This is a genomic window from Variovorax sp. AC194 (genome assembly GCF_979257995.1).
The window spans coordinates 2,882,339-2,904,807 of the sequence record NZ_OZ409823.1 but is presented as its reverse complement, the minus strand read 5'-3'; the positions used below and the strand labels follow the sequence as shown (position 1 = coordinate 2,904,807).

Sequence of the window (22,469 nt, the reverse complement as noted above, 5' to 3'; positions counted from 1 at the left end):
TGGACGTTGAATGCCGCTGCAGCCGCAGTCGGTATGCCGATGATTCCCGCCGGCGCCCTCGGGCACTTCACCCGTTGTCGCGCCGGTTTGCCCGTGCGTCCGCCGATAGGGGCGCGGCGGGCCCATGACAGCGATCGATCCGCTGTCCGACGTGCTGCGCAGCGTGCGGCTGCGGGGTTCGGTGTTTTTCCACGTCAGCTGCCGCGACCAGTGGGCCGCCATGGCGCCGGATTCGCGCGAGCTCGCGCCGGCCGTGATGCCGGGGGCCGAGCACGTCATCGAGTACCACCTGTTCGTCAAGGGCGAGGGCTGGATCGCGGTGCACGGCGAGCCGCCGCTGCGGCTGGCTGCCGGCGACATCGTCATGCTGCCCCACGGCGACGCGCACGTGGTCTCCAGCGCGCCGGGCCTCAAGCCGGAGGCCGGCGGCGAGTGGCTGTTCCAGATGCGCAAGGACGACCGGCCGCTGCCGGTGACCTACCGCGGGAACATGGTCGAGCTGGGGTTGCTGCCGCCCGAGGAGGCCAGCACCGTCATCGTGTGCGGCTTCATCGCCTGCGACCTGCGGCCGTTCAATCCGCTGATCGACGCCCTGCCCCGGCTGCTGCACCTGCGCGCCGAGGGCGTGGGCGCCTGGGTCGCGCCGATGCTGGCGCACGCGGCCTCCGAATCCGTGGACGCGCGCGCGGGCGGCGCGGCGCTGTTGCAGCGCATCAGCGAGATGGTTTTCGTCGACGGTGCGCGGCGCTACCTGGAGTCGTTGCCGGAGGAGGCGCAGGGCTGGCTCGGTGCGCTGCGCGACCGGCAGATCGGGCGTGCGATCGGACTGATGCACGGCGACCCGTCCGCACACTGGACGGTGGAAGAGCTGGGACGGCAGGTGGGCCTGTCGCGCTCCGCGCTGCATGAACGTTTCGTGGCGCTGACCCACTTGGCGCCCATGCAGTACCTCACGAACTGGCGCATGCAATGCGGCGCCCGCCTGCTGCGCGAAAGCCATTCGCCCGTGGCCGCGGTGGCGCTGGAAGTGGGCTACGAGTCGGAGGCGGCGTTCGCGCGTGCCTTCAAGCGGGCTACAGGCCTGCCGCCGGCGGCGTGGCGGCGCGTGCAGCAGAAGACGGTGGATGCGCCAGCCTGAGAGGGCCCCATCTCGAACGGGCCGGCCGGGCTTCGGCTTCTAGCGATTCCTGAGCAGGGCAGCAGCCGTCGCTTGCAGGACGAGCGCGCGATCGGGTTCGTCCGCCACGTAGGGCGAGTTGAGCAGTTTGGAAAGAAGCCGATCGAACTGCTGGCGGACTTGTTCGGGTGCCGGATGCGCCATGTAGAGGGCGTGGAGCATCGAGCAGATGCCGGATATCTGCGTGTCCAGGACATCGATGTCACCGAGCCGTCCGGCGGCCTCGGCGGCCCGTATTTGATCTTCGTGCGTCATTGGTCTTTGACCGTCTTTTTGACAGTGTTCCCTTGGGTTGGCGCCCTCATGAGGCGCGTGCGCTTCGAAACCGAAGCCGAGCCTTAAGTACGCAAGACCAATACCAATGGACTACATCCAGCCGGGCAATTCTTGAATTTTGAGACTTATTTCACGATTTTTGGGGTGGCTCGAATCTCCTGACGGGGTCACGCAGGCCGGTCGCGGGCCCACACGATCGCTTCGGCGCGGGTATGCACACCCAGCTTGTCGAGGATGCTCGACAGCTGGTTGCGCACCGTCTTCTCGCTCTTGTGCAAGTGCCGGGCAATGGCATGGTTGTCCAGGCCCGTGGCCACGAGGCGCAATACCTCGCTTTCGGCCCGGGTCAGCGCTGCATCGCCGGCGCGCTTGCCTGCATCGGCATCGGCCGGGTGGGTGCCGAGAAAGGTACGCAGCTCGGCCAGGAAGGTGGCCCACGCCGGCTCGGTGTCCAGCAGCACGTGGTTGTCGCTGTCCAGGGGCACGAAGCGTGCCCCCGGAATGAGCGCCGCCAGCCGCAGCCCCTCATCGAACGGCACGCGCGCATCGCCGCGTGCGTGCAGCACCAGCGTGGGCACGCGCAACTGGCGCGCGAGCTCGGTCACGTCGATGCGGTGGAACGCCTCGAGCGTGCGCGCGGCGTTCTCGGGGCTCGCGGTCAGGCGCTCCAGCTCGTTCCACCACTGGTGCTGCGTGGGCGTTCCGCCGGGAATGAACTGGTTGGTGAACACCTGGCGGAAGGCGGCGTTGTCGCGTCCCCAGCCCAGCCGGATCAGGTTGACCAGGGTCTCGGCTTCCAGGCGTTCGGCGCTGCCGGTGGCGCGCTGCAGCGCGCCGCGCGCGTAGGCGCCGGGCAGCACCAGGTGCGAGACCTTGTCGGGATGGCGCACCGCGTAGGCGATCGCCACCGCGCCGCCTTGCGACATGCCGATCAGCGGAAAGCGCCGCAGGCCCAGGCTGTCGACCACGGCCTCCAGGTCGCCGACCCAGGCATCGAGCGAGAAGTCGGTCACCGTGCTGTCCGACAGGCCGCAGCCGCGCTGGTCGTAGCGGATGTACTGGTGATCGCGCGCGAGCTCGGCCAGCCACGGCCGCCACACGGGGCTGTGCAGGTCGTGCTCGACGTGGCTGAGCCAATGCGCGCAACGCACCAGCGGCGCGCCGGTGCCGATCGACGCGATCGCGATGCGGGTGCCGTCGGCCGCGGTGCAAAAGCGCAGGCTCTGGCGCGGAAGCGGAAGCGGAGGTGGACGCTGTGCACCGGGCATGGCCGATTGTCTCGCGCCTGGGCCATCGGTCCCACGCGGGTGTGTGAGCGATCTTTTCCTGTCGCGGGCGTGGGACAGGCGCCCCATGCGCCGCCGCCCGCGCGGGTGAATCCTTCGGTCACGTCGACCCGACGGCTCTCGCTCGAAAGGAACTGCCATGCAAACCCACCCCGCCCCCGCCGAAGTTTCCCGCTACGCCCGGACCATCGAGGCCTCCAAGCGCATCCGCTGGGACATCGACCGCGACGTGATCCGCGGCCGCACTTTCGACCTGGCGCACACCTTCCTGCCCGATGGCCTCTCGCTGGCCGACGAGCTGCCTTTCCTGGCCCCGGCCGAGCACCGTTTCTTCAGCCAGGTGCAGGGCCGCACCTACGCCAACATGTTCGGCCTGGTCGAGCGCTTCATCGGCGCGAAGATGCTGGAGGTGAGCCGCGACCACTGGCTCGGCGACCAGGCACGCTGGAGCCGCGCTTCCAGAAGCTGCTGGGCCAGCTGGTCAGCGAGGCACAGATGGGGCGCATCCAGGCCGCGCTGGGACCGCTGGGCTACGCAGTGCCGGCGCACCCGCATTGACCCGGGCCATGGCGCATGCACTCACGCTGGGCCTGCCTGCGCATCCGGCGGCCTGCACACCTGCAGCACCAGCCCGCGCAGCCACCGGTGCGCCGGATCCCGGTCCAGGCGCGGATGCCACATCTGCGAGACGGTGATCTGCGCCGTGGCAACCGGCAGCGGGAACGCGCACAGCGTGCCCCGCGCCCTCTGGTATTCGAAGTACGACGACGGTATCAACGCCACCAGATCGGTCGCGGCCGCGACCGACAGGGCGGTGCTGAAGCTGGGCACCACGACCGCGGTGTTGCGCGCGAGGCCCATCGCTGCGAGCGCGTCGTCCACCGGCCCCACGGTGCGGCCGTGGCGTGACGTGACCACGTGGTCGCAGGCGGCGTAGCGCTCGGCGGTGACCTCGGCTTCGGCGAGCAGCGGATGGCCCTGCCGCACCACCGCGATGAACCGGTCGCGATAGAGCATCTGCACGCGCACCTCCGGGCCCGATTCGCCGAGAACGCCGACGTCCAGGTCGAGCAGTCCTTCGCGAAGAGGACGCACGTCCTTGTCGGGCTTGGGCGCGAAGCGCAGGCGAACGCCGGGTGCTTCGTGCGCGGCGCGCGCCACCAGCTGGTGCGCGAAGGCCTCGATGAAGCCGTCGTTGGCCCGTATGGTGAACAGCTGCCGGAGCGTGCGGGGGTCCATGCGCGCGTCGGCGGGCTGAAGAACCGCGCGCGATTCCTGCACCAGCTCCCTCACACGGTCGCGCAGTGCCAGCGCGTGCGGCGTGAGCACCATGGCGCGGCCCGCGCGCACGAGCAACTCGTCGCCGGTCGATTCGCGCAGCCGCGCGAGCGCGCGGCTCATGGCCGACTCGCTCAGGCCCAGGCGCTCGGCGGCTTTGGCGACGCTGCCCTCGGAAAGAAGTGCGTTCAGCGCAAACAGCAGGTTCAGGTCGGCATCCGTTGGCATGCCCGAAGCTAGCACGGCCGCGCCGGTTTCGACAGGCGCCGCGTGCAGGGACACCTTGCGCGCCACGCGCTGTGCAAGCGATGGGTGCGGTCCTAAGCTGGCCTGGCGCGATTGAGCGTGTCTCCTCCAGTCGTCACACCATGTTGTCATCCACGTTTCGAACGAACCCCTCTTCTTCCGCCATTGCGCGCACCGTCGAAACCCAGGCGGTGCACGACGCCGATGGCCTGCCCCTGCCGCGGCGCTTCGCCGCCGTCGCCGCGATCCTGGGCGCGGGCGTGCTGGTGGTGCTCGATGGCGCCATCGCCAACATCGCGCTGCCGAACATCGCGCAGCAATTGCAGGCGACACCGGCCGATGCGGTGTGGATCATCACGGCCTACCAGCTGGCCGTGGTCATGTTCCTGTTGCCGGCTTCCGCCATTGGCGAGCGTTTCGGGTACCGGCGCGTGTTCGCCGGCGGCGTCGCGCTGTTCACCGCGGCGTCGGTGCTGTGCGCGTTGGCCCCGTCATTGCCATGGCTCGTGGCCGCGCGGTGCCTTCAGGGCCTGGGCAGCGCGGCCGTGATGCCGCTCGGGCTGGCGCTGTTGCGCTTCACGTACCCGCGCCGATTGCTGGCGCGCTCGATCGGCTGGAATGCGCTCGCCGTCGCGGCCGCTTCGGCGGCGGGCCCGACCCTTGGCGCTTTCATACTCTCCGCAGCGAGTTGGCCGTGGCTCTTTGCGGTGAATCTGCCGATCGGGCTGCTCGTGCTCGCCGCCTGCGCGGGGTTGCCCAACCCGCCGCGCTCAGCGCGCCCCATCGATGTATGGAGCATCGCGCTGAACGCGGTCATGTTCGCTTCCTTCGTGCTGGGGAGCGACCGGCTGATGACGCAGCCGTTGCACGGCGGCGCGCTGCTCGTGCTGTCGGTCGTGTGCATGGTGCTGCTGGTGCGGCGCGAGATGCCGAAGGCGGCGCCGTTGATCCCGCTCGACCTGCTGCGCGTGCATTCGTTTCGGGTCTCGGTCATTGCCTCGGTGTGCTGCTTCACCGGCCAGATGGCGGCCCTTGTGGCGCTGCCGTTCTACATCCAGCACGAACTCGGCCAGAGCGCGGTGACCGCCGGCCTTCTGATGACGCCCTGGCCTTTGGCGGTGATGCTGGCCGCGCCGCTGTCGGCGCGCCTGGCCCAGCGCGTGCCGAGCGCCTGGCTGTGCGCGGCCGGAGGCGCCTGCTTCGCGAGCGGCCTGGCGCTGTGCGCGCTGTGGCCGCTGCACGGCAACACGGCCTTGCCGATCGCGATTTTCACGAGCCTCGCGGGGCTGGGCTTCGGCTTTTTCCAGACGCCCAACAACCAGAACATGCTGCTCTCGGCGCCCAAGGAACGCAGCGGCGCGGCCGGTGGCGCGCAAGGCACCGCACGGCTCACGGGGTTGACGCTCGGCAGCCTGTTGATGAGCTTGATGTTCGGGTTGATGCCGTCGCACAGTGCGGTGCACTGGGGGCTGGCGGTGGGGGCTGTGGCTGCGTTGGCAGGGAGTGTGGTGAGCTTGCTCAGAAGCCCTGCGAGGGATCGCGCTGCGTGATTGAGATCGGCTCCTTTCGCCCGCATTGCCGATGCGACCGAGCGATCCGCGCGCATCGCGGTTCGCTATTTCGGGTCTGCTACGATCCCGCCCATCGGGAAAACAGCCTCCCGGTCTGCAAAGCAAGACGGTGTCCCGTCCAAGCGCTGGTGACCTCACAACGGAGCCTTCCGTGGACACCGCCTCGCCCGACGCCTCGACCAACGCCTCCCTCGCGCCCTCCGCGCCCCTCCAATCCGTTTCCTTCGCAGACGCCCTGCGCTTCTGGCTGAAGCTCGGCTTCATCAGCTTCGGCGGCCCTGCCGGGCAGATCGCGATCATGCACACCGAGCTGGTCGAGCGGCGGCGCTGGATCAGCGAGAAACGCTTTCTTCACGCACTGAACTTCTGCATGCTGCTGCCCGGCCCCGAGGCCCAGCAGCTGGCCACCTACATCGGCTGGCTGATGCACCGCACGCGCGGCGGCATCGTTGCGGGCGCGCTGTTCGTGCTGCCTTCGCTGTTCATCCTCATCGCGCTGTCGTGGATCTACCTGCGCTTTGGCAACGTGCCGGTGGTGGCCGGCATCTTCTACGGCATCAAGCCGGCCGTCACCGCGCTGGTGCTGCACGCGGCGCATCGCATCGGCGGCCGCGCGTTGAAGAACCGGTGGATGTGGGGCATCGCTGCCGCCGCGTTCGTGGCGATCTTTGCGTTCGGCACGCCCTTTCCAGCGATCGTGCTGGCCGCGGGCCTCATCGGCCATTTCGGGGCGCGCTGGGCACCCGGGGTTTTCGCGCTCGGTGGCGGGCATGGCAACGCGAAACAAAGCTACGGCCCGGCGCTGATCGACGACGACACGCCCACGCCGCCGCACGCGCGCTTCTCGCGCGCGCGGCTGCTCAAGGTGCTCGCGATCGGGCTTGCGCTGTGGCTGCTGGCCATGGGCGTGCTGATCGCCACGCAGGGACTGCAGGGTACGCTCACGCAGATGGGCTGGTTCTTCACCAAGGCGGCATTGCTGACCTTCGGCGGCGCCTACGCGGTGCTGCCCTACGTCTACCAGGGCGCCGTCGAACACCACCAGTGGCTGTCGGGCGCACAGATGATCGATGGACTCGCCCTGGGCGAAACGACGCCCGGGCCGCTCATCATGGTGGTGGCGTTCGTCGGCTTCGTCGGTGGATGGCTGCAACAGGTGCTGGGGCCGGATTCGCTGTTCCTGGCGGGCGCGCTGGCCGCAACGGTCGTGACCTTCTTCACCTTCCTGCCATCGTTCATCTTCATCCTCGCGGGCGGGCCCGCCATCGAGGCCACGCACGGCAAGCTGGGCTTCACGGCGCCGCTGTCGGCGATCACCGCGGCGGTGGTCGGCGTGATCCTCAACCTGGCGCTCTTCTTCGCGTACCACGTGCTCTGGCCGCAGGGCTTTGGCGGCCGCTTCGACGCGGTGTCCGCGGTGATTGCCGTCGCGGCGGCCGTTGCCTTGTTCCGCTTCAAGGTCGGCGTGATGCCGCTGCTCGGTGCCTGCGCGGCCATCGGGTTGGCGGTGACCTTGTGGCTGCCCGTGCTGCGCTAGGTGCCTTCGATGCGCACCCTTATCGAGCCTCGCGCGCGCACGGGTCTCGCGCGCCTGCTGCCTTCCGGCGTGGACCCCGAGGCGCTGCCCTTGCTGGTCGCGCGCGGGCTTCGCGCCTTCGCCGACGGGTACATGGCGGTGCTGCTGCCGGCCTACCTGCTGTCGATCGGCCTCGGGACGCTGGAGGTAGGCATCGTCAGCACCGCGACGATGCTGGGCTCGGCGCTCGCCACGCTCGCGGTCGGCGCCTGGGGATACCGGTTCGCGGGCGGCCGGCTGCTGCGCGGCGCGGCGCTGCTGATGGCCGCCACCGGCCTGGGCTTTGCGGGCCTGTCCTCGTTCTGGCCGCTGCTGGTCGTGGCGCTGGTCGGCACGCTCAATCCCAGTTCCGGCGACGTCAGCGTGTTCCTTCCCCTGGAGCACGCCCGCCTCGCCGCGGCCGCCCAAGGCCATGCGCGCACCGCCCTCTTCGCGCGCTACAGCCTGCTGGGCGCGCTGTGCGCGGCGCTCGGCGCGCTGGCCGCTGCCGTGCCGGACTGGCTGGCGCGGCACAGCGCGCTTGCGCGGATCGATGCACTGCGCGGCATGTTCGTGGTGTATGCCGTGATCGGCCTGATCGTTTTCTGGATCTATCGGCGCCTTCCAGCCCAGGCCGGCGCGAACGATGGGGGCCGCGTGCCGGTGGCGCCGGCGCCGCTGGGGCCTTCGCGCCCCGTCGTGATTCGATTGGCCGCGCTCTTCAGCATCGACGCGTTCGCCGGCGGGCTGGTGGTCAACGCGCTCATGTCGTTGTGGCTCCTGGAGCGATTCGGCTTTTCTCTCACGCAGGCCGGCGTGTTCTTCTTCTGGACCGGCTTGCTGGGCGCGGCATCGCAACTGGCGGCGCCGGTGGTCGCGCAGCGCATCGGGTTGCTCAACACCATGGTCTTCACGCACCTGCCGGCCAATGTCTGCCTTGTGCTCGCGGCGCTGTCGCCCAACCTGCCGATCGCGCTGGGGCTGTTGACGATCCGCAGCGCGCTCTCGTCCATGGACGTTCCCACGCGCACTGCCTACGTGATGGCCGTCGTGACGCCGCCCGAGCGCGCGGCGGCCGCCAGCTTCACGGCGGTGCCCCGCAGCCTGGCGGCGGCCCTCAGCCCGACCTTGAGCGGCGCGCTCTTCGCAGCCGGATGGATTTCGCTGCCGCTCATCGCATGCGGGCTGCTGAAGATCGCCTACGACCTCGCGCTCTGGCGTGCCATGCGAAGGGACCGGCTCGATGCGGAGTGAGGTCCGCAAAGGGATCGGGGTTTGAGGCGCTGCGTTCCGCTCGGTGAAACGCCGCGGAGCGTCGGGTCGCGTCGGGTCGCGACACATGAGAACCATTCTCCTGCGCCGCAAAATCATCGCGCAACTGATACTTTTCCACCGCGCCGGATTGCGGCAAAGTTGACTCGTTCAAGCCTGCTTCCGTGCATTGCGCCGGAAGCTTGGGATGCGCGCTGCGCACCCGCGCCGCGCCCGCCGCACGTGCACTGCACCTGCTTGCACCTCGTCACCCTCAAGGAATCAAGGAAAAGTCATTCCTCTTGCAGAGCCGTCATCCGTGGCCGTGGTCAATGACCCGGAGCTCCAGCGCTGCGAGCTTGGACGAAAGATCGAAGCGCTGGGTCATTCGCCGCAGTACTTCGCCGACATCGTCGAGCTGTTGGGCGCCCTTGTCTGCGGGCAGCGCTTCGATCTTGTCCTCACGAGCTTTCGCGTCGACAAGACCTCCTTGCACAACGTGCACGCCGTGAGCGAAGCGCTCCACTTGCCTGTCCTTCTCGTTGCCCAGCCGTCGGGATGGCCTGCCCACTGTGAACGAGCCTCGAACAGTCAACTCGTCGACATCGTCACTTCGCAGATGTCGGAGAGCGAATTGAGGTGGCGCATCGACGCATTGCTGAAAAACGCTAGGGCCGTGTCGCAGGAACTGCACGAGCGCAGCATCACCATGGGCCATTACCAGTTTCTCGAAGCGGAGCAGGTCGTGCTGCTTCGAGGCCGCCCGATCAGCCTGCAGCCCCGTCAGTTCGGCCTGGCCCAGGCGATGTTTCGCAACGTCGGCAAGATCGTCAGCCGCGACTGGCTGTGGGCCACGGTCTGGAAGACGACGCCGCCGCCCCAAGGAAAGAACCGGACGATCGACGTGTGCGTGACCAACGTGCGCCGAAGGCTCGATCTGCGTGCGGAAAACGGATTCATTCTTCAGGCCGCCTACGGGCATGGCTACATTCTTTCCGCCGTGGACTCCGTTTCCGGCAGCTCCGAAGCGCAAGACAGTTCTGGCTGACCGTGGGCCGGAGCGCTCGACCTCCGCGCTCCCGTATCCGTTTCCTAGTAGAGGTACGCCGCCCCCCGGTTAAGAGCGCTGTTGTCCGTTTGATTGCCTCCGATGCCGCTCGCGGCGCTGGCTTCTCCCGTCGCCCCCACCGCGACCGTCCGGCCGTCTGCCGTGATGTCGAGCACGTCGCCGAACAAATCGCCACTTCCGGTGTTGGGTGCCTTCAGGTACCTCGTGTGGACGAACTGCGCGCCTGCCAGGCTGTACAGGTGGACCGCGCCGGCCGTCGGGGCCGCGCCCTGCGTCGCGTCGGCGTCGACCCCTGTTCCACTGCTCGAGTCGCCGCGCGCGGCGATCGCCATGACAGTGCCGTCTGGCGTGAGCGCCATGCCGAAGCCCCCGAAGGTGGCATTCGGCGTGGGCTGGGGCGACGGAATCGTCTGGGAGAGCGTGTAGGCGCCCGCGTTGCGCCGGAACACGTAGGCGACGCCCGCGCGAATCACGCCGGCGACCGACTCGTTGCGCGCGCCGATGACCACCGTGTCGCCATCGCCCGAGATGGCGGTGGAGGTCCCGAACAGATCGTCGATCCTGGGCACCGGTGCCTTGAGGTACGCACGCTTGGTCCACGTGCCTGTGCCTGTGTCGTAGCCATAGACGAATGCCGCGCCGGCGTTGGCCATGCTCGTGTCGGTTTCATCGGTGAGCGAGCCGCTGCGTTCGTACTGCGCGCCCACCACGATCGTGCTGGCATCGGCCGAGATCTTGGCCTGCACGCCGAACAGCCCGCCCGGCTGCGGATGCTCGGGCTCGATGGTGGCCTCTCTCGCCCAGGTGCCGCCTGTCTTGCGGTACACGTGAAAGCTCCCGCCCTTGGGGCTCACGTACTCTCCGACCACGGCCACCGTGCCGTCGCGCGAGATGCCGAGGAACGCGCCGAAGTTGCCGATGGAGCGAGGCACTGGCGGATTCCATTCGTCGGCCTGCGTCCAGCCCGATGGCGTCTTGGAGAACACCTGCACCAGGCCCTGGTCGCCAAACGCGCCATCGTGGCCGAACATGCCCGCCAGCAAGGTGCCGTCGTTGGAGATCACGGGCCTGGGATAGCTCGCGACCTGGAAGCTCAGCGTCTGCGCCCATTGCCATTGGCCCCCGCTGCGCGTGAACAGTTCCACGGTGGCCGAAGCGCCGACGGCCATGAAGCTGCCGTCCGGGGACAGGGCGATGCCTTGACCGAAGTTGCGGATGCCGGTGGAGGCCGCTGGCTTGAAATAGCCGATCGCCTTGTTGCCATCCGCCGTGACCGGCAGCGACCACGGGCTGCAGCCGTTGGCATTGCAGGCCTGCAGGGCATAGCGCCAGGCGGCCGGCGGCTGGGTCAGTGCCAGGTCCTGCAGCGCATAGGTGGTGCTGCCGAGGTTGTCGGCCCGCACGGTGAAGCTGCCCGTGGCACCCGGGTCTTCGCCCAGGCGGTAGTAGGTGGCGTTGGCGATGGCCGGCCAACTGAACAGGAACGACTTGGGCGCATAGCCCACGGTGGGCGGCGCGGGAATGGGCGGCGGCAACGACAACGGGTCGGCGGCGCACAGGGCCACGACCGAGGCGATGGCTGCATCGACCGTGCCGCTGGCGCTGGAGAGCGTGCAAAGCTGCCCGGCCGGTTGCGTGTGCACGGTCACGTCGTACACCGCGCCTTCGGGCAGCGCCTGTGCGAACGCGAAAGCGCCATCGGCCGTGAGGCTCAATGCGTCCGCGCCGTTGTTGCGCAGCACCAGCGTGCCGCCAGCCAGCCCCGAGAGCGTGCCGCCCACCGTGTGCGTGGCGGCCGCGCATGCCACGCGCACGTCCGTGACGTTCGCCGCGGCCGTGCCCTGGCCCGCACTCACCGCGCAGGTCTGGCCCTCGGGTTGTTGGGCGATGCTCACTGCATAGGGGTTGCCGGCCGTCACCGGGTCGGCGAAGCTGAAGGCGCCGTCGGCCTGGAGAGTGAGATCGCCCTTGCCGTTGTTGCGCAGCACCAGCGTGCCGTTCAGGCCCGAGACGCTGCCGCCGATGCTGAAGCTCGTGGCCGGCACGATGGGCAGCAGACCGATGCCACCACCGCCGCCGCCCCCACCTCCTCCACCACCGCATGCTGTCAGCACCCATGCGAACACCCACGCCGCATTCCACGCAGCAAGGCGCTGCAGACTCCTCGTTTGAATCACAAGCCCGTCCCCGTTTCGTTCAGTTACGGGATGCTATGCAGCGAGGCGGGCGCTGCCTATCCCAAGGAACTGGTAGACGACGGGGTGTGTGCCTAACGCCCCAGCGGAGCGCACTCGCCCTCGGCCAGGGCGCGGACCACGCCTGGCAAGGGCAGTTTGTATTCCTCTCCCAAGCCCACATCGACGGCCCACGGCTTGAACTCGCCACGCTGGCAGTCGCCCTTGCGCGCGGTGGCGATGCCTGCGCCCAGACGGGTGTCGAACGACGATCGAGGCGTGTTGCCGAGCGTGCCGTTGGCCTGCTCCGCGAACGAACGCGGGCGGCTCCTGTCCATGTCGCGCAAGGCGCGGCGCGTGGCTTCGGAGTTCAGATCGAGCGGTCGCGGCTGCGCCGTTGACGGCAGGTCGGGCGTCACCGGCGCGGCGGGTTCGGTCGCAGCGATGCTCGGCGCATCGCTCTGGACAGCGGGCGCGGTGTCGGGCCGCGAGCGAGCGCGTGCGACTGGTGCGCGTGCGGCCGGCGCGGGGGCCGTCGATGGCACTTGGGATGATCTCGGCGGCAAGGCCGGGGTCGGCATGGCGGGCGGACGCAGAGGCTCGACAGCGATCATCTGCACCGCGATGCGCTGCGCGTCGGCCACCGCCGGCGCACGCGGACGGCTCGCGAGGTTCAGGTAGCCGAGAAGCAGGCCGTGCATGGCAGCGACCGCGAAGACCAAGGCGAACCTAGCGGCGCACCGCCTCATGGCTTTCGGCCGTTCACGGCCGATGGGCAACGGCTCGCGGTCATGCCGCGTCTGTGCAGTCGCAGCGGCGTGTCCACCGGCTGCTTCTGGTCAACGGCCATCATTGACCCTTGGTGCGCAATGCTCGTCCAAGCAGCACCAGCAAGATGCCGCTTCCAATCAACGATGCTTCCACGATCCAGCTGTGCTCAGTTGGGACCACGCGGTAGTAATGATGCGGGCCGCCGAACAGGTCGATCGGCAGAAGATCACCGAACGGGAGCAGCACAAGAATGCCGGCTGCCATCAGGACATAACCCAGTCCGACAAACCAAGTTGAGAGTGTGAGTTTCATTTTTCGAGGGTACCGGGCATGACCGACTGTAGCCGCCCGAACTGTCCACGCGAAGCGCCCTGAGCGCTCATGGACCCTGCTCGCAAGCAAGCGCCGGCAACCTCGATCTGGCAAAGCACTCGACCTGCGAAGCGACCTGCATCGGCGAAGCATCGCTTCGAAATCGAGTGCATTGGAGTGCAATGAAACGCGGGAATCGCTCCCGTATTCGTTGCTCCTCTCGCACGCTGTTGCCTGCCAGATAAGGCCGTGCGAGTTGCCGCTTGACGATGATGTCGACGCAGGATTCCAGCTCGAACGAAGGCAGGAGCAGCGCGGTGAGCGGGCCCTCCTCTATGTCGCGACGCACTCCCGCATACCGCGGATCGATGTCCGCGTCGTAGGTCAAAAAGCCCGAAGACAGTGCCAGGACGGTTGGCACGCTCATGGTCTGCTTGAGCGCGAGGTAGACCGATAGATTTCGCCGTGCATAGCCTTCGTACCCATGAGTGCCGATGCACTGGGCTATGTCTCCCTCGCTGCGCATGAACTCTGTATCGAGGTCGAGAAACTGCCAACTCAGGAGGCTGCCCAACAAAGGCCCCACCGAGGTCTTGCCCGAGCCACCCGGGCCGACGAGATGAAGGATGGTGGGCATCGAGGGCAAAGTACAGGGTCTCAAGCGGAAGGTCGGCTGTGGCCCGACTGTAGCCGCTCGCGCTGTTCGGTTCGATGACTCAACGCCGCCAACTGAATGCCAGCCCGCCCATTGGCAGAAACCGTGGCTTCGTTGTCATTGCCACTCGAATCCGCAACTTCTAGACTCGCCGCTCGATCCGCAATCCGAACAAGTCGGTCGCCCTTCTTGTTTCCTCAATGCCCTGCACCAAGGAGTGATCCGCATGTCAAAGCTTCGCTTGAGAATTTCGATGTCGCTGGACGGTTATGTCGCCGGTCCGAACCAGAGTTTGAAGGAGCCGCTGGGCACCGGCGGCGAGCGATTGCACGAGTGGGTGTTTCAACTGGAGGCATGGCGGCGCCCGCATGGCATGGAGGGCGGCGTGGCGAACGAGAGCACGCCGGTGATGGAGGAAGAGCTCGCCAACATCGGCGCGACCATCATGGGCCGCAACATGTTCGGCGGCGGGCCGGGTCCGTGGAGCGAGACCGATCCGTGGAACGGCTGGTGGGGCGACACGCCGCCGTTTCGCCACCCGGTGTTCGTGCTGACGCACCACGCGCGCGACCCGTTGGTCTTGGAGGGCGGCACGACCTTCACGTTCGTCACCGATGGCATCGAGAGTGCGCTGGACCAGGCGCGGCGCGCGGCCGGCGGAAAGGACGTGGCATTGGCGGGCGGTGCCCACGCCGCGCAGCAGTACCTGAAGGCCGGCCTGGTCGATGAAGTGCAGCTTCACCTGGCGCCCACGTTGCTCGGCGGCGGCGAGCGCCTGTTCGATGACGCCAACGCCCTGCAGGGCCTGGCCATGGTGAAGACGGTCGCGACGCCGGACGTGATCCACCTGAAATTCGCGAAGAAGAAGTAGCAGCGCAGTGGGGATGGAGAGCTGGCACGCGCAACAAGCGCAGCAAGCGCCCCGCTCAGTCCAGCCTGATCCCCGTGCGCTTGGCCAGCGCCGCGTACTTCTCGATCTGCTGTCGCAGGAACGCCGCGAAGACCTCCGGCGGCTCGACCGAAACGACGACGCCGTCGCCCGCCAGCCGGTCGCGGATGTGCGGGGTCTGCAAGGTCTTCGCGATCTCGGTGCTCAGCGTGTCGACAAAGCGCGACGGCGTGCGGGCCGGCGCGACGAAGCCGTAGAAGCCGACCAGTTCGAAGCCGGGCACCGACTCCGCAATGGCGGGCAACTGCGGATACGCCGCGGCCCGCCGCGCGCTCGTGATGCCCAGTGCCCGAATGCGCCGGGCCCGCAGGTGCGGCAGCGCGGACTCCAGCGTCACGAACGCGAGTGGCAAGTCGCCGCCCATCAGCGCGCGGTAGACCTGCGAGCTGCCGTTGTAGGGCACATGCGCGAGCGGCACATCGGCCTCGATGGCGAGCAGCTCGCCGGCCAGGTGCGACACCGAGCCGATGCCCAGCGATGCGTACTGCAGCGGCGGATCGGCGCGTTGCGCCAGCGCGATCACCTCGGCCACGCTGCGGGCCGCGAAGTCCGCCTGCGCGACCAGCACGACGATCGAATGGCCGCCGAGCAGGACGGGCTTGAAATCGGTCAGCGCGTTGTACGGCATGTGCTGGCGCATCGCCTGGTTCACGGCGTGCGGCGAGAACACGATGCCGAAGGTGTTGCCATCGGGGGCGGCCGTTGCCACCGCCTGCGTGCCGATGATCATGCCGCCACCCGGGCGGTTGTCGATGAACACCGGCCGCTCGAGCGTGCCCGCGAGGTCCTTGGCGACAAGGCGCGCCATGAAGTCGGCGGCACCACCGGGCGCCTGCGGCACGATCATGCGCAATGCCCTGCCCGTTCCGTTGGCGGCCGACGCGTCGCGGCCGCACAGGCCGGCCGCCGCCATGGCGGCGAGCATCGCGCGCCGCGTGACCGACGTAGCGCCGTTCACCGCCGCAGCCTGCGCGACGCGCGCCGGAACTCGGCCGCGAGCGCCGCGGCCGGTGCGGTCAGCGGCCGCATTGTCGGGGTCATCAGGTACTGCACGGCCGGCGGCAGGTCGAGCGCGATGGGCAGCACCTTCAAGAGCCCCTCTGCCCGCAGCGGCTCCAGCGCGGCCAGGCTGTTGAGGGTCACGCAGTCGCTTTGCAGCAGCATGGAGATCAACGCGCTCGACGAATCGCAATGCGCCACCAGCGTCGGATCGGGCAGGCCGTGTTTGCGCATGAGCGAGACGATCCCCGGCCCGCCGGTCTGCTGCACGCTGTAGAGCCAGCCGTAGGGCACCAGGCTCGCGAGGTCGCGCGCATCGGCCGCCGGGTGGCCCGCGCGCACGACGACGCCCAGGTCGGAGCTGCACAGCTGCTCGGTGTGCAGGTCGGAGACGCTCTGGTCGGTGGGCAGCGGGCCGACCGCGAAATCGATCTTCGCTTCGCGCAGCGCCGCGATCGTCGACGACGAGCGGCCGCCGAGCACGCTGACCAGCGCATTGGGCGTGTGCTCGCGAAAACGCGCCACGGCCACCGGCAGCAGCATGGACTCCGCGGTGGCCGAGAGGCCCACCGTGATGAGCTTGTGCGTGTCGCCGCTGAGGCTGTCGATCTCCTCCTGCATGTGGCGCAGCTCCGCATCGACGATGCGTGCGCGGCGCAGCACGATGCGACCGAATTCCGTGGGCTCTACACCGCGCGCGGATCGCACCAGCAACGGCACGCCCAATGATTTTTCGAGCGCGGTGAGGTTCTTGCTGACGGCGGCCTGCGCAAGGCCGAGCTTGCGCGCGGCGGATCGAACACTGCCTGTTTCGATGACGGCTATCAAATCTCTTAAATGGGCCTCGCGCACAGTGTCTCGTATGTAGTTTTCGTTGTGATCTAAACGATTATCCGGCAATGACCCATTCGGCGCAGTGCAATCGCAAGCGCGCGCAGGGGCGCAGCGCAACACCCGCCACGCTGTGCAAATGCTCGAAGTTCGTGAATGCGACAGCCAACATGACTACCTGCGGTGAACGAGTTAACTGCTGGTGTGCACACCGGACGCGAAGGGCTGCGCCCCATCGCGGAACGAGTGCCTTCAGGGCGCGGCGACCCGCGGCGGTTGCGCCCAGACCTTGTCGCTCGACCAGTGGAAGTGAACGATGCGAAAGCTCTCGCCCGCGCGGCGCACGATCGCCGTCTCCTGCATCACCTGGTCGATCGGCTTGCCATCGGGCAGCTTGCCGGTGACGCGGTAGGTGCTGAGCACCCAGCGCTCGTTGCCGCTGCCGCCCACGCGCCGGGCCTGCAAGGCCCAGTCGGACACGGCAGCCATGTCGATGTCGCCCGGCAGGTGGCTGAGCGCATAGGCCTCGACGGTCGGGTCCGTCACGCCGAACTCGAACACCAGCAGCGAACGGTCCAGGTACGAGAGCGCGCCGCCCGTGTCCTTGCGCTTGAGCGCGGCGTGAAAGCCGTCCACCGCATCGGCCGGCAGCTTCACGGTCTGCGCCCACGCCGTGCCGGCCAGAGTCACGCTCGCAGCGGCGAGCAGCAAGCGCGCACCGCGGCCGATCATCGTGATCGTCGTGTTCGTCGTCCTTTCGCGCGGTGACTTACGCATTGGCATCGACCAGCTTGGGGTCGATCAGCTCGATGACGACGATGTCGCCCTCGGTCACGCCTTCCATCGAGGGATCGGTGTTGCGCACCGTCAGCTCGTCGGGCGTATTGCTCTTGAGCCACAAGGTCTTGCCGAACATCTTTCCGCGGATGAAGGTCAGCCGCCAGCCGCGCAACTCGTTGCGCTTGGGCGCCACCATGCCCGGGCCGATCGGCTCGAAGCGCAGCGTGGAAATGCGCCCCGCCTTGCCGGCCTGGCCCACGCGGGTCACCTTGGCGGTGAAGCGCCGCACCGCGGGGTCGACCGCGTCGTGCCCGGCGATCTGCACCCCATCGAGGCGCACCGTATCGGCCGCCACGTGCTGCGTGAGCAGCAAGGCCGCGGCCATCGCTGACGCGCGCACGCCGGCCAGGCTCCTTGTCGTCAGCAACATCGTTGTCTCTTGCCTGTTCTGAAAGTCGGCGATGTTACCGGCGCAACGCGCGCGTTCAAGGGCCGGCAACGCATCGCGATCGGCGTGCGAGCGCGAAGAAAACCGCGCGACTTTCGTGCCGCAGCGCGAGTGTCCGCGGGGCTTTGCGGCAGGCGCGTCGCGTCGATTCATGTGCTCACCTGCGATGAACGAGTCAACCGTTGGTCATCTTCTGAAGCACCGGATTCACAACTAATCTCTCCGGCCACTCCACACCACATTCACCCCGACATGCCGGCTTCCGTGACGACTCGCACCCGCTGGCTCTTGTGGCTCGTGACGGCGCTCGTTGTCGTCGTGGCAGCACAGTGGTGGTGGCCGTCGTCCGAGGACGCGGTGGTGCCAACGCCGATGGCGCCGACCGCGCCGTTCGCATCCGCACCGGTCCCGCCGATCGCTCCAGCGCCGATGCCGCCGGCCGCGAAGCCGGTCGATGCCGCACTGTCCGTATCGTCGCTCAAGCTCGTCGGCACGGTCGTGGCGGCCGATGGCGTCGACAGCTTCGCGCTCATGCGTCGCACGGCCGACGCGCAGCTTGTGCAACTGCGCGTCGGTGCGCACGTCGAGGGCCTCACCGTCAGCGCGATCGGCGCCGACAACGTCGTGCTCGCCGGCGCGGGCCAGGCCATCGTGATCGAAGCCGACAGAACCGTCGCAGTGCCGGCACCGTCCCGCGCACCTCCTCCTCATGCCCCGGACGTGGAGCCGGCATGGGCGGGAGACCCCGCCCCCTTCGGACATTGAGCCAAAGACGCTCCCCCGCTCCCCTGCTCCCCGTGTTTTTTTGACAGAGAAAGAAGAACCATGAAAAGAAGACAACCCTCCAAAGCCAACCTGTTGTTGATCGCGTCCCTCACCAGCGCGCTGCTGCTGGCCGCGTGCGGCGGCAGCAACGACAGCGGCGGCGCGCCGCCATTCATCATTCCGCCCGCACAGCCGCCCGCCGGCGCCGGGCAGCCACCCGCCGACACCACGCCCGTGGCGCAGGACTACGTGACACCCCCCAGGATCTGCGAGCCCGGACTCGGCGACCAGGGCGAGCCGGGCGTCAACGGCCACATTCCCAAGTCGGCCATGTACGACGCGACCGCCAACCCCGATGGCTTCCAGGGCTACTGGTGCGGCGCGAGAAAGGTCGCGCAGCACACGCTGTTCGGCCGCGGCGCCTTCGGCGACCTGCAGATCAAGGCCAAGGGCTCGACGCGCTGCGCCTACGCCTCCAACCGCGACGGCGCGGCCGGCGGCGATGCGGCGCTCACCACCGGCATCATCGTGTTCGACATGAAGACGCCCTCCAGGATGCAGGTCGTGCCCGCGAGCGGCGACACCACGGTCGTGGGCACCGCACCGTCGGCCAGCGTCGCGGCAACGAGCACCAACAAGTTCGGTGAAGAGACCAGCGCCGCCACACCCGTCAACCCGAACGGAAAGATCCTGCGCACCCCCGCGGCGCTCGAAGCCTACTCGGGCCTGGAGCTCTCGGGCGACCTCCTGGTGGCCGGCTACAAGGACAACAAGATGGTGGACGTCTACGACGTCAGCGACTGCCTGCACCCCGTGCCGCTGAACGCGAGCTACCAGTCCTCCGGCGGCCACCACGACGGCTGGCTCTCGCCGGACGGCAAGACCTGGTACGGCGTGCCCTTCGGCACCACGGCCAAGGACGGCGGCACGACGCTCATCACGGGCGGCACATCGCCCACCGACGAGAACTTTGCCAACTACACCATCGACAACAAGCGCGTCGACCTGCACATCACCAGCCTGGACGATCCGAAGAACCCCAAGCTGCTGCTGAGCTGGAACCGCTCGCAGTTGCCCGACGAGGTGAAGAGCAACAAGAACTGGCGGATCATGGCCGCGACCAACGTGCACGACGTCAGCACCAACCCCGACGGCACGCGCATCTACCTGGCGGTGTACGGCGGCGGCGGCCAGGTGGCCGGCAACCTGCCGACCGCGAGCACGACGTTCTGGCGCGACCAGAGCTGCGCCAACGGCCTGCTGGTCATGGACTCGAGCGACATCGTCAAGCGCGTGGCCGATCCGAAGCTGAAGTACGTGAGCTTCCTCTCGTGGTGCGACCAGCAGCCCGACCCCGAGTTCGAGCAAGGCGGCTATGCGCGCATGACCTCGACCTCGGCGACGCATGCGACCGAGTGGGTGCGGCACGTCAACGGCAAGGAATACATCGTCTCGACCGACGAGTCGTATGCCCTGACGACCAGCGACACCAACGGCCTGCCCAACCAGTGCAAGCAGCAGAGCTTCGGCCGCATGATCGACATCTCCGACGAGAAGCACCCCAAGATCGTCGGCACCTTCGAGCAGGACGCGAACAAGGCGAGCGTCTGCCCGACGCTGGTGGCGCAAGGCGGCAACGTGCCGATGGTTCACTACCTGAACTTCGACGACCGCAACAACATGCGTGTGGCGGTGTACGCGGCGGCCTCGGGCGGCATCCGCTTCGCCGACTGGACCGACCCGACGAGCCCGAAGGAAATCGGCTACTACGTCGCACGCCGCAACACGCCCAGCAAGATGGACTTCTCGCGCCCTGACCCGCGCTATGACGCCGAGAACTGCCTGTACTACACGGGCTGGAACCAGGGCGGCCTGGTGTCGATCGAGCTGACCAACCCGCAGTACAACGCGTGCATGAGCCGCAGCGCGAGCGTCAAGGGCAAAGTGGCCACGGCACAGGGCGACGTCACGGTTTCGCTGGAAGCCAGCCGCGGCAAGAACGGCCCGACCGCCAGCCTCGCCATCGACGGCGTGGGCAACAAGGTGCAGCTGACCTCGGTCACGCGCCTGGGCTCGGCCATCGATGCGGATGGCGCGCAGGTCACGGCGACGAAGAACTCGGTGCAGATCGACGGCGAAGGCACCTTCAACGACCAGCCGGCGAAGTTCCGCCTTCAGGTGACCGACAACGGCGCGAACAAGGGCTTCTTCTCGCTGACCTGCACCGAGGGCTGCTCGTTCACGACCAACGGTTATCTGCAGGGCGGCGGGAAGCTGTCGGTGGCGAATGTGAAGAGCTGATCCAGATCCCGGGTCGCATCGGCGGCCCTCCCCCTAAAAAGCCCCTGGCTCGCGATGAGCCGGGGGCTTTTCTTTTGGCTTCGGCCGGCTCGCTTGCTTTGTCGATGCCGGAGGTTTGCCGCTCTCGCTTCGTGCTGCGGCCGCTGCTTCATTGCGCGATGGCTCGCGCTGAGCCATGGGCCGGGCGATATCGACATGGCTGCGATCGACGATTGGAGTTCGCGAGCCCTGAGTTGGCGCAACGGCAAAGAGCGCTGAGCGCCGGGCACCTGCCGCATCAGCGGCGAGGTGCCCGGCGAAAGGGCGATATCAGATGAAGCGAAAGACGGCGATCAGCCCACGATGGGCTGCGCCATGATCCAGAGGCTCAGGCTCGTGTAAGCCACCATCAGCACGAGCATCGGCACCTGGCTCAGCAGCGCCGCGCGATGGCTCGCGAAGCGGCGCGTCGCCTCGATGTGCGCGACGATGACCGCCAGCACGTGGCCCACGACGATCAGCGTGACGGCCGTGTACCAGTACCCGGCCGGGCTCACGATGCCCAGGTTGACGGCCTGCCCGCGCGTGCCGAACAGGTTCCAGCCCCAGCCGAACGGGTCCGACGCGAGCGGAACGATGAACTGCCCCGTGGTCAGCAGCAGCGATGCGTAGTGCGCGAGGTGGTAGGCCACGGCGATCGGCACCAGGCTCCACACCATCGCATTCAGGTCCGCATGCGCCGAGCTGCCGGCCAGGCGCAGCATGCACGCGCTCACGATGCGAAAGATCAGCACGAAGGCGAGCGGAAACAGCAGCAGCACCACGGTGTTGAGCCACTGCGTCTCGTCCATGCCCGTGGCGGAAGACAGCGCGAACAGCGCTTCGGCCACCGGGCGCGCAGTCTGCGCGGCGGTGCCGATGCTGTCCATCAGCGGCGTTTCGTGGAAGCCGTCGAAGGTGACCGTGGCGAGCATCAAGAGCACGAACGCGGCGACCGAGTTGGGCACCTCCCCCTCCGTCAGCAAGCCCGCGGCGTAAGGACGCAGGCGCAAGCGTGCGGGCTCCGTCGGCGTCGAACTGCGCAGCTCGAGCGGCGCGAAGCGGCCGAGCACGCGGAACACCATCGCGAAGGCATCGGCGCGGCTGCGCCACGCCTCCACGCCGAACAGCAGCATGCCGCACCAGCTCAACGCCGCGTAGGCCAGCAAGGCGGAGGCGAGCGCGCGGGGCACGTCCTTGTCCTGCCAGACCAGCTCGGCCCACGCGAACGCGAAGAACAGAATGACCGCGGGCCATGCGCCCAGCCACGCGGGCCACGGCAGGTTCAGCGATTCGCGCCGGCCGGTCACGCGTGCGATGGCGCGGGCGACCGCGCGGTACACCGTGGGCAGCGGATTGACGACTTCCCACAGGTCGCCGACGAGCGCGCAGAAGAACGCCATGCCGACCCACCACAACACCCAGACCATCGTGACGATCAGGTTCGCATACGCATCGTCGTTGCCGAGGAAGCCGGTGGCCAGCGTCAGCGCGAACACCGCGCAGCTGATGATGCGCAGCACCACCGCGAGCGGATGCGCCGCGCGGCGCAGCGCCGCGAATTGCAGCAGGTCGAGGCTGCGGAGGAACGCCGCGCCGAAGTCGCGCCGCCGCGCGAACAACGCGAGCGCCACGAAGGTCAGCACGAGCGTCGCGCCCGCCCCCGTGAGCCAGAGCCACAGCGGCAGCGGCAGGTCGAAGCGCTGGCCGAAGCCATGCGCGTTGGCGCGTCCGGCCACGCACGCCGCGGCGAAGCC

20 protein-coding genes and 1 pseudogene are annotated in these 22,469 nt (G+C 68.2%); 9 read left to right on the top strand and 12 right to left on the bottom strand.

Annotation, left to right across the window (positions count from 1 at the left end):
- Nucleotides 1-124: 124 nt before the first annotated feature.
- Nucleotides 125-1,138 carry an AraC family transcriptional regulator gene (locus tag ACZYRS_RS13900; RefSeq protein ID WP_463419727.1) on the top strand — a complete coding sequence of 338 codons (1,014 nt, stop codon included), beginning with the start codon at nt 125-127 and terminating at the stop codon, nt 1,136-1,138.
- A 39-nt stretch (nt 1,139-1,177) separates the two neighbouring features.
- Here the strand turns inward: ACZYRS_RS13900 and ACZYRS_RS13895 are convergent, their stop codons facing one another.
- Together ACZYRS_RS13895 and ACZYRS_RS13890 are read right to left on the bottom strand one after the other, a co-directional pair.
- A complete protein-coding gene (locus ACZYRS_RS13895; protein ID WP_463419726.1) occupies nt 1,178-1,432 on the bottom strand; it encodes a hypothetical protein in 255 nt (84 codons plus the stop codon).
- 188 nt (nt 1,433-1,620) lie between these two features.
- The gene (locus tag ACZYRS_RS13890) at nt 1,621-2,721 is read right to left on the bottom strand and encodes an alpha/beta fold hydrolase (protein ID WP_463419725.1); all 1,101 of its coding nucleotides are present in this window, start codon (nt 2,719-2,721) and stop codon (nt 1,621-1,623) included.
- Between the two features lie 157 nt (nt 2,722-2,878).
- Between ACZYRS_RS13890 and ACZYRS_RS13885 the strand changes: the two are divergent.
- Nucleotides 2,879-3,178, top strand: a pseudogene (locus ACZYRS_RS13885) (hypothetical protein); the annotation flags it as partial.
- 140 nt (nt 3,179-3,318) lie between these two features.
- Here ACZYRS_RS13885 and ACZYRS_RS13880 read toward each other — a convergent pair.
- Nucleotides 3,319-4,245 (bottom strand): LysR family transcriptional regulator, encoded by a 927-nt coding sequence (locus ACZYRS_RS13880; RefSeq protein WP_463419724.1) that lies wholly within the window; start codon nt 4,243-4,245, stop codon nt 3,319-3,321.
- A gap of 140 nt (nt 4,246-4,385) precedes the next feature.
- On the opposite strand from ACZYRS_RS13880, the gene ACZYRS_RS13875 reads away from it, so the two are divergent.
- The 4 genes from ACZYRS_RS13875 (at nt 4,386) to ACZYRS_RS13860 (ending at nt 9,688) form a co-directional block, all read left to right on the top strand.
- The gene (locus ACZYRS_RS13875; RefSeq protein WP_463419723.1) at nt 4,386-5,813 is read left to right on the top strand and encodes an MFS transporter; all 1,428 of its coding nucleotides are present in this window, start codon (nt 4,386-4,388) and stop codon (nt 5,811-5,813) included.
- Between the two features lie 172 nt (nt 5,814-5,985).
- Nucleotides 5,986-7,371 carry a chromate efflux transporter gene (chrA, locus tag ACZYRS_RS13870; RefSeq protein ID WP_463419722.1) on the top strand — a complete coding sequence of 462 codons (1,386 nt, stop codon included), beginning with the start codon at nt 5,986-5,988 and terminating at the stop codon, nt 7,369-7,371.
- A 9-nt stretch (nt 7,372-7,380) separates the two neighbouring features.
- Nucleotides 7,381-8,643, top strand: coding sequence for an MFS transporter (locus ACZYRS_RS13865; RefSeq protein ID WP_463419721.1), 1,263 nt, complete (start codon nt 7,381-7,383; stop codon nt 8,641-8,643).
- A 316-nt stretch (nt 8,644-8,959) separates the two neighbouring features.
- Nucleotides 8,960-9,688, top strand: a complete 729-nt coding sequence (locus ACZYRS_RS13860; RefSeq protein ID WP_463419720.1) for a winged helix-turn-helix domain-containing protein — start codon at nt 8,960-8,962, stop codon at nt 9,686-9,688.
- A gap of 44 nt (nt 9,689-9,732) precedes the next feature.
- On the opposite strand, the gene ACZYRS_RS13855 is transcribed toward ACZYRS_RS13860, so the two are convergent.
- The 4 genes from ACZYRS_RS13855 to ACZYRS_RS13840 all read right to left on the bottom strand — a co-directional run bounded on the left by ACZYRS_RS13855 (nt 9,733) and on the right by ACZYRS_RS13840 (nt 13,603).
- Complete coding sequence (locus ACZYRS_RS13855) at nt 9,733-11,823, bottom strand: hypothetical protein (protein WP_463419719.1); 2,091 nt, start codon at nt 11,821-11,823, stop codon at nt 9,733-9,735.
- Nucleotides 11,824-11,978: 155 nt separating this feature from the next.
- Nucleotides 11,979-12,584, bottom strand: coding sequence for a hypothetical protein (locus tag ACZYRS_RS13850; protein WP_463419718.1), 606 nt, complete (start codon nt 12,582-12,584; stop codon nt 11,979-11,981).
- Between the two features lie 148 nt (nt 12,585-12,732).
- Complete coding sequence (locus tag ACZYRS_RS13845; protein WP_463419717.1) at nt 12,733-12,966, bottom strand: hypothetical protein; 234 nt, start codon at nt 12,964-12,966, stop codon at nt 12,733-12,735.
- Between the two features lie 67 nt (nt 12,967-13,033).
- The gene (locus ACZYRS_RS13840) at nt 13,034-13,603 is read right to left on the bottom strand and encodes a shikimate kinase (RefSeq protein ID WP_463419716.1); all 570 of its coding nucleotides are present in this window, start codon (nt 13,601-13,603) and stop codon (nt 13,034-13,036) included.
- Nucleotides 13,604-13,847: 244 nt separating this feature from the next.
- On the opposite strand from ACZYRS_RS13840, the gene ACZYRS_RS13835 reads away from it, so the two are divergent.
- Nucleotides 13,848-14,492 carry a dihydrofolate reductase family protein gene (locus tag ACZYRS_RS13835; RefSeq protein WP_463419715.1) on the top strand — a complete coding sequence of 215 codons (645 nt, stop codon included), beginning with the start codon at nt 13,848-13,850 and terminating at the stop codon, nt 14,490-14,492.
- A gap of 55 nt (nt 14,493-14,547) precedes the next feature.
- On the opposite strand, the gene ACZYRS_RS13830 is transcribed toward ACZYRS_RS13835, so the two are convergent.
- The 4 genes from ACZYRS_RS13830 to ACZYRS_RS13815 form a co-directional block, all read right to left on the bottom strand.
- Nucleotides 14,548-15,528: a tripartite tricarboxylate transporter substrate-binding protein gene (locus tag ACZYRS_RS13830; RefSeq protein ID WP_463419714.1), complete on the bottom strand. Its 981-nt coding sequence runs from the start codon at nt 15,526-15,528 to the stop codon at nt 14,548-14,550.
- Entirely contained in the window at nt 15,525-16,397 is an 873-nt protein-coding gene (locus ACZYRS_RS13825; protein WP_198786044.1) for a LysR family transcriptional regulator, read from the bottom strand. The genes ACZYRS_RS13830 and ACZYRS_RS13825 overlap by 4 nt, the downstream gene beginning before the upstream one ends.
- A gap of 255 nt (nt 16,398-16,652) precedes the next feature.
- On the bottom strand, nt 16,653-17,177 hold the full coding sequence (locus ACZYRS_RS13820; protein ID WP_463419713.1) for a Cif family virulence factor: 525 nt from the start codon (nt 17,175-17,177) through the stop codon (nt 16,653-16,655).
- Nucleotides 17,170-17,610, bottom strand: a complete 441-nt coding sequence (locus tag ACZYRS_RS13815) for a hypothetical protein (RefSeq protein WP_463419712.1) — start codon at nt 17,608-17,610, stop codon at nt 17,170-17,172. The genes ACZYRS_RS13820 and ACZYRS_RS13815 overlap by 8 nt, the downstream gene beginning before the upstream one ends.
- A gap of 282 nt (nt 17,611-17,892) precedes the next feature.
- Here ACZYRS_RS13815 and ACZYRS_RS13810 point away from each other — a divergent pair, with 282 nt between their 5' ends.
- Nucleotides 17,893-18,393, top strand: a complete 501-nt coding sequence (locus tag ACZYRS_RS13810) for a hypothetical protein (protein WP_463419711.1) — start codon at nt 17,893-17,895, stop codon at nt 18,391-18,393.
- Nucleotides 18,394-18,453: 60 nt separating this feature from the next.
- Nucleotides 18,454-20,694 (top strand): LVIVD repeat-containing protein, encoded by a 2,241-nt coding sequence (locus ACZYRS_RS13805; RefSeq protein WP_463419710.1) that lies wholly within the window; start codon nt 18,454-18,456, stop codon nt 20,692-20,694.
- 332 nt (nt 20,695-21,026) lie between these two features.
- On the opposite strand, the gene ACZYRS_RS13800 is transcribed toward ACZYRS_RS13805, so the two are convergent.
- Nucleotides 21,027-22,451 (bottom strand): hypothetical protein, encoded by a 1,425-nt coding sequence (locus ACZYRS_RS13800; RefSeq protein WP_463419709.1) that lies wholly within the window; start codon nt 22,449-22,451, stop codon nt 21,027-21,029.
- Nucleotides 22,452-22,469 lie beyond the last annotated feature (18 nt).

Coding starts and splice junctions, on each gene's coding strand:
- ACZYRS_RS13880 (WP_463419724.1), bottom strand. CDS start 4,245: ATGCCAACGGATGCCGACCTGAACCTGCTGTTTGCGCTGAACGCACTT.
- ACZYRS_RS13815 (WP_463419712.1), bottom strand. CDS start 17,610: ATGTTGCTGACGACAAGGAGCCTGGCCGGCGTGCGCGCGTCAGCGATG.
- ACZYRS_RS13850 (WP_463419718.1), bottom strand. CDS start 12,584: ATGCACGGCCTGCTTCTCGGCTACCTGAACCTCGCGAGCCGTCCGCGT.
- ACZYRS_RS13840 (WP_463419716.1), bottom strand. CDS start 13,603: ATGCCCACCATCCTTCATCTCGTCGGCCCGGGTGGCTCGGGCAAGACC.
- ACZYRS_RS13890 (WP_463419725.1), bottom strand. CDS start 2,721: ATGCCCGGTGCACAGCGTCCACCTCCGCTTCCGCTTCCGCGCCAGAGC.
- ACZYRS_RS13895 (WP_463419726.1), bottom strand. CDS start 1,432: ATGACGCACGAAGATCAAATACGGGCCGCCGAGGCCGCCGGACGGCTC.
- ACZYRS_RS13875 (WP_463419723.1), top strand. CDS start 4,386: ATGTTGTCATCCACGTTTCGAACGAACCCCTCTTCTTCCGCCATTGCG.
- ACZYRS_RS13900 (WP_463419727.1), top strand. CDS start 125: ATGACAGCGATCGATCCGCTGTCCGACGTGCTGCGCAGCGTGCGGCTG.
- ACZYRS_RS13820 (WP_463419713.1), bottom strand. CDS start 17,177: ATGCGTAAGTCACCGCGCGAAAGGACGACGAACACGACGATCACGATG.
- ACZYRS_RS13835 (WP_463419715.1), top strand. CDS start 13,848: ATGTCAAAGCTTCGCTTGAGAATTTCGATGTCGCTGGACGGTTATGTC.
- ACZYRS_RS13865 (WP_463419721.1), top strand. CDS start 7,381: ATGCGCACCCTTATCGAGCCTCGCGCGCGCACGGGTCTCGCGCGCCTG.
- ACZYRS_RS13805 (WP_463419710.1), top strand. CDS start 18,454: ATGAAAAGAAGACAACCCTCCAAAGCCAACCTGTTGTTGATCGCGTCC.
- ACZYRS_RS13845 (WP_463419717.1), bottom strand. CDS start 12,966: ATGAAACTCACACTCTCAACTTGGTTTGTCGGACTGGGTTATGTCCTG.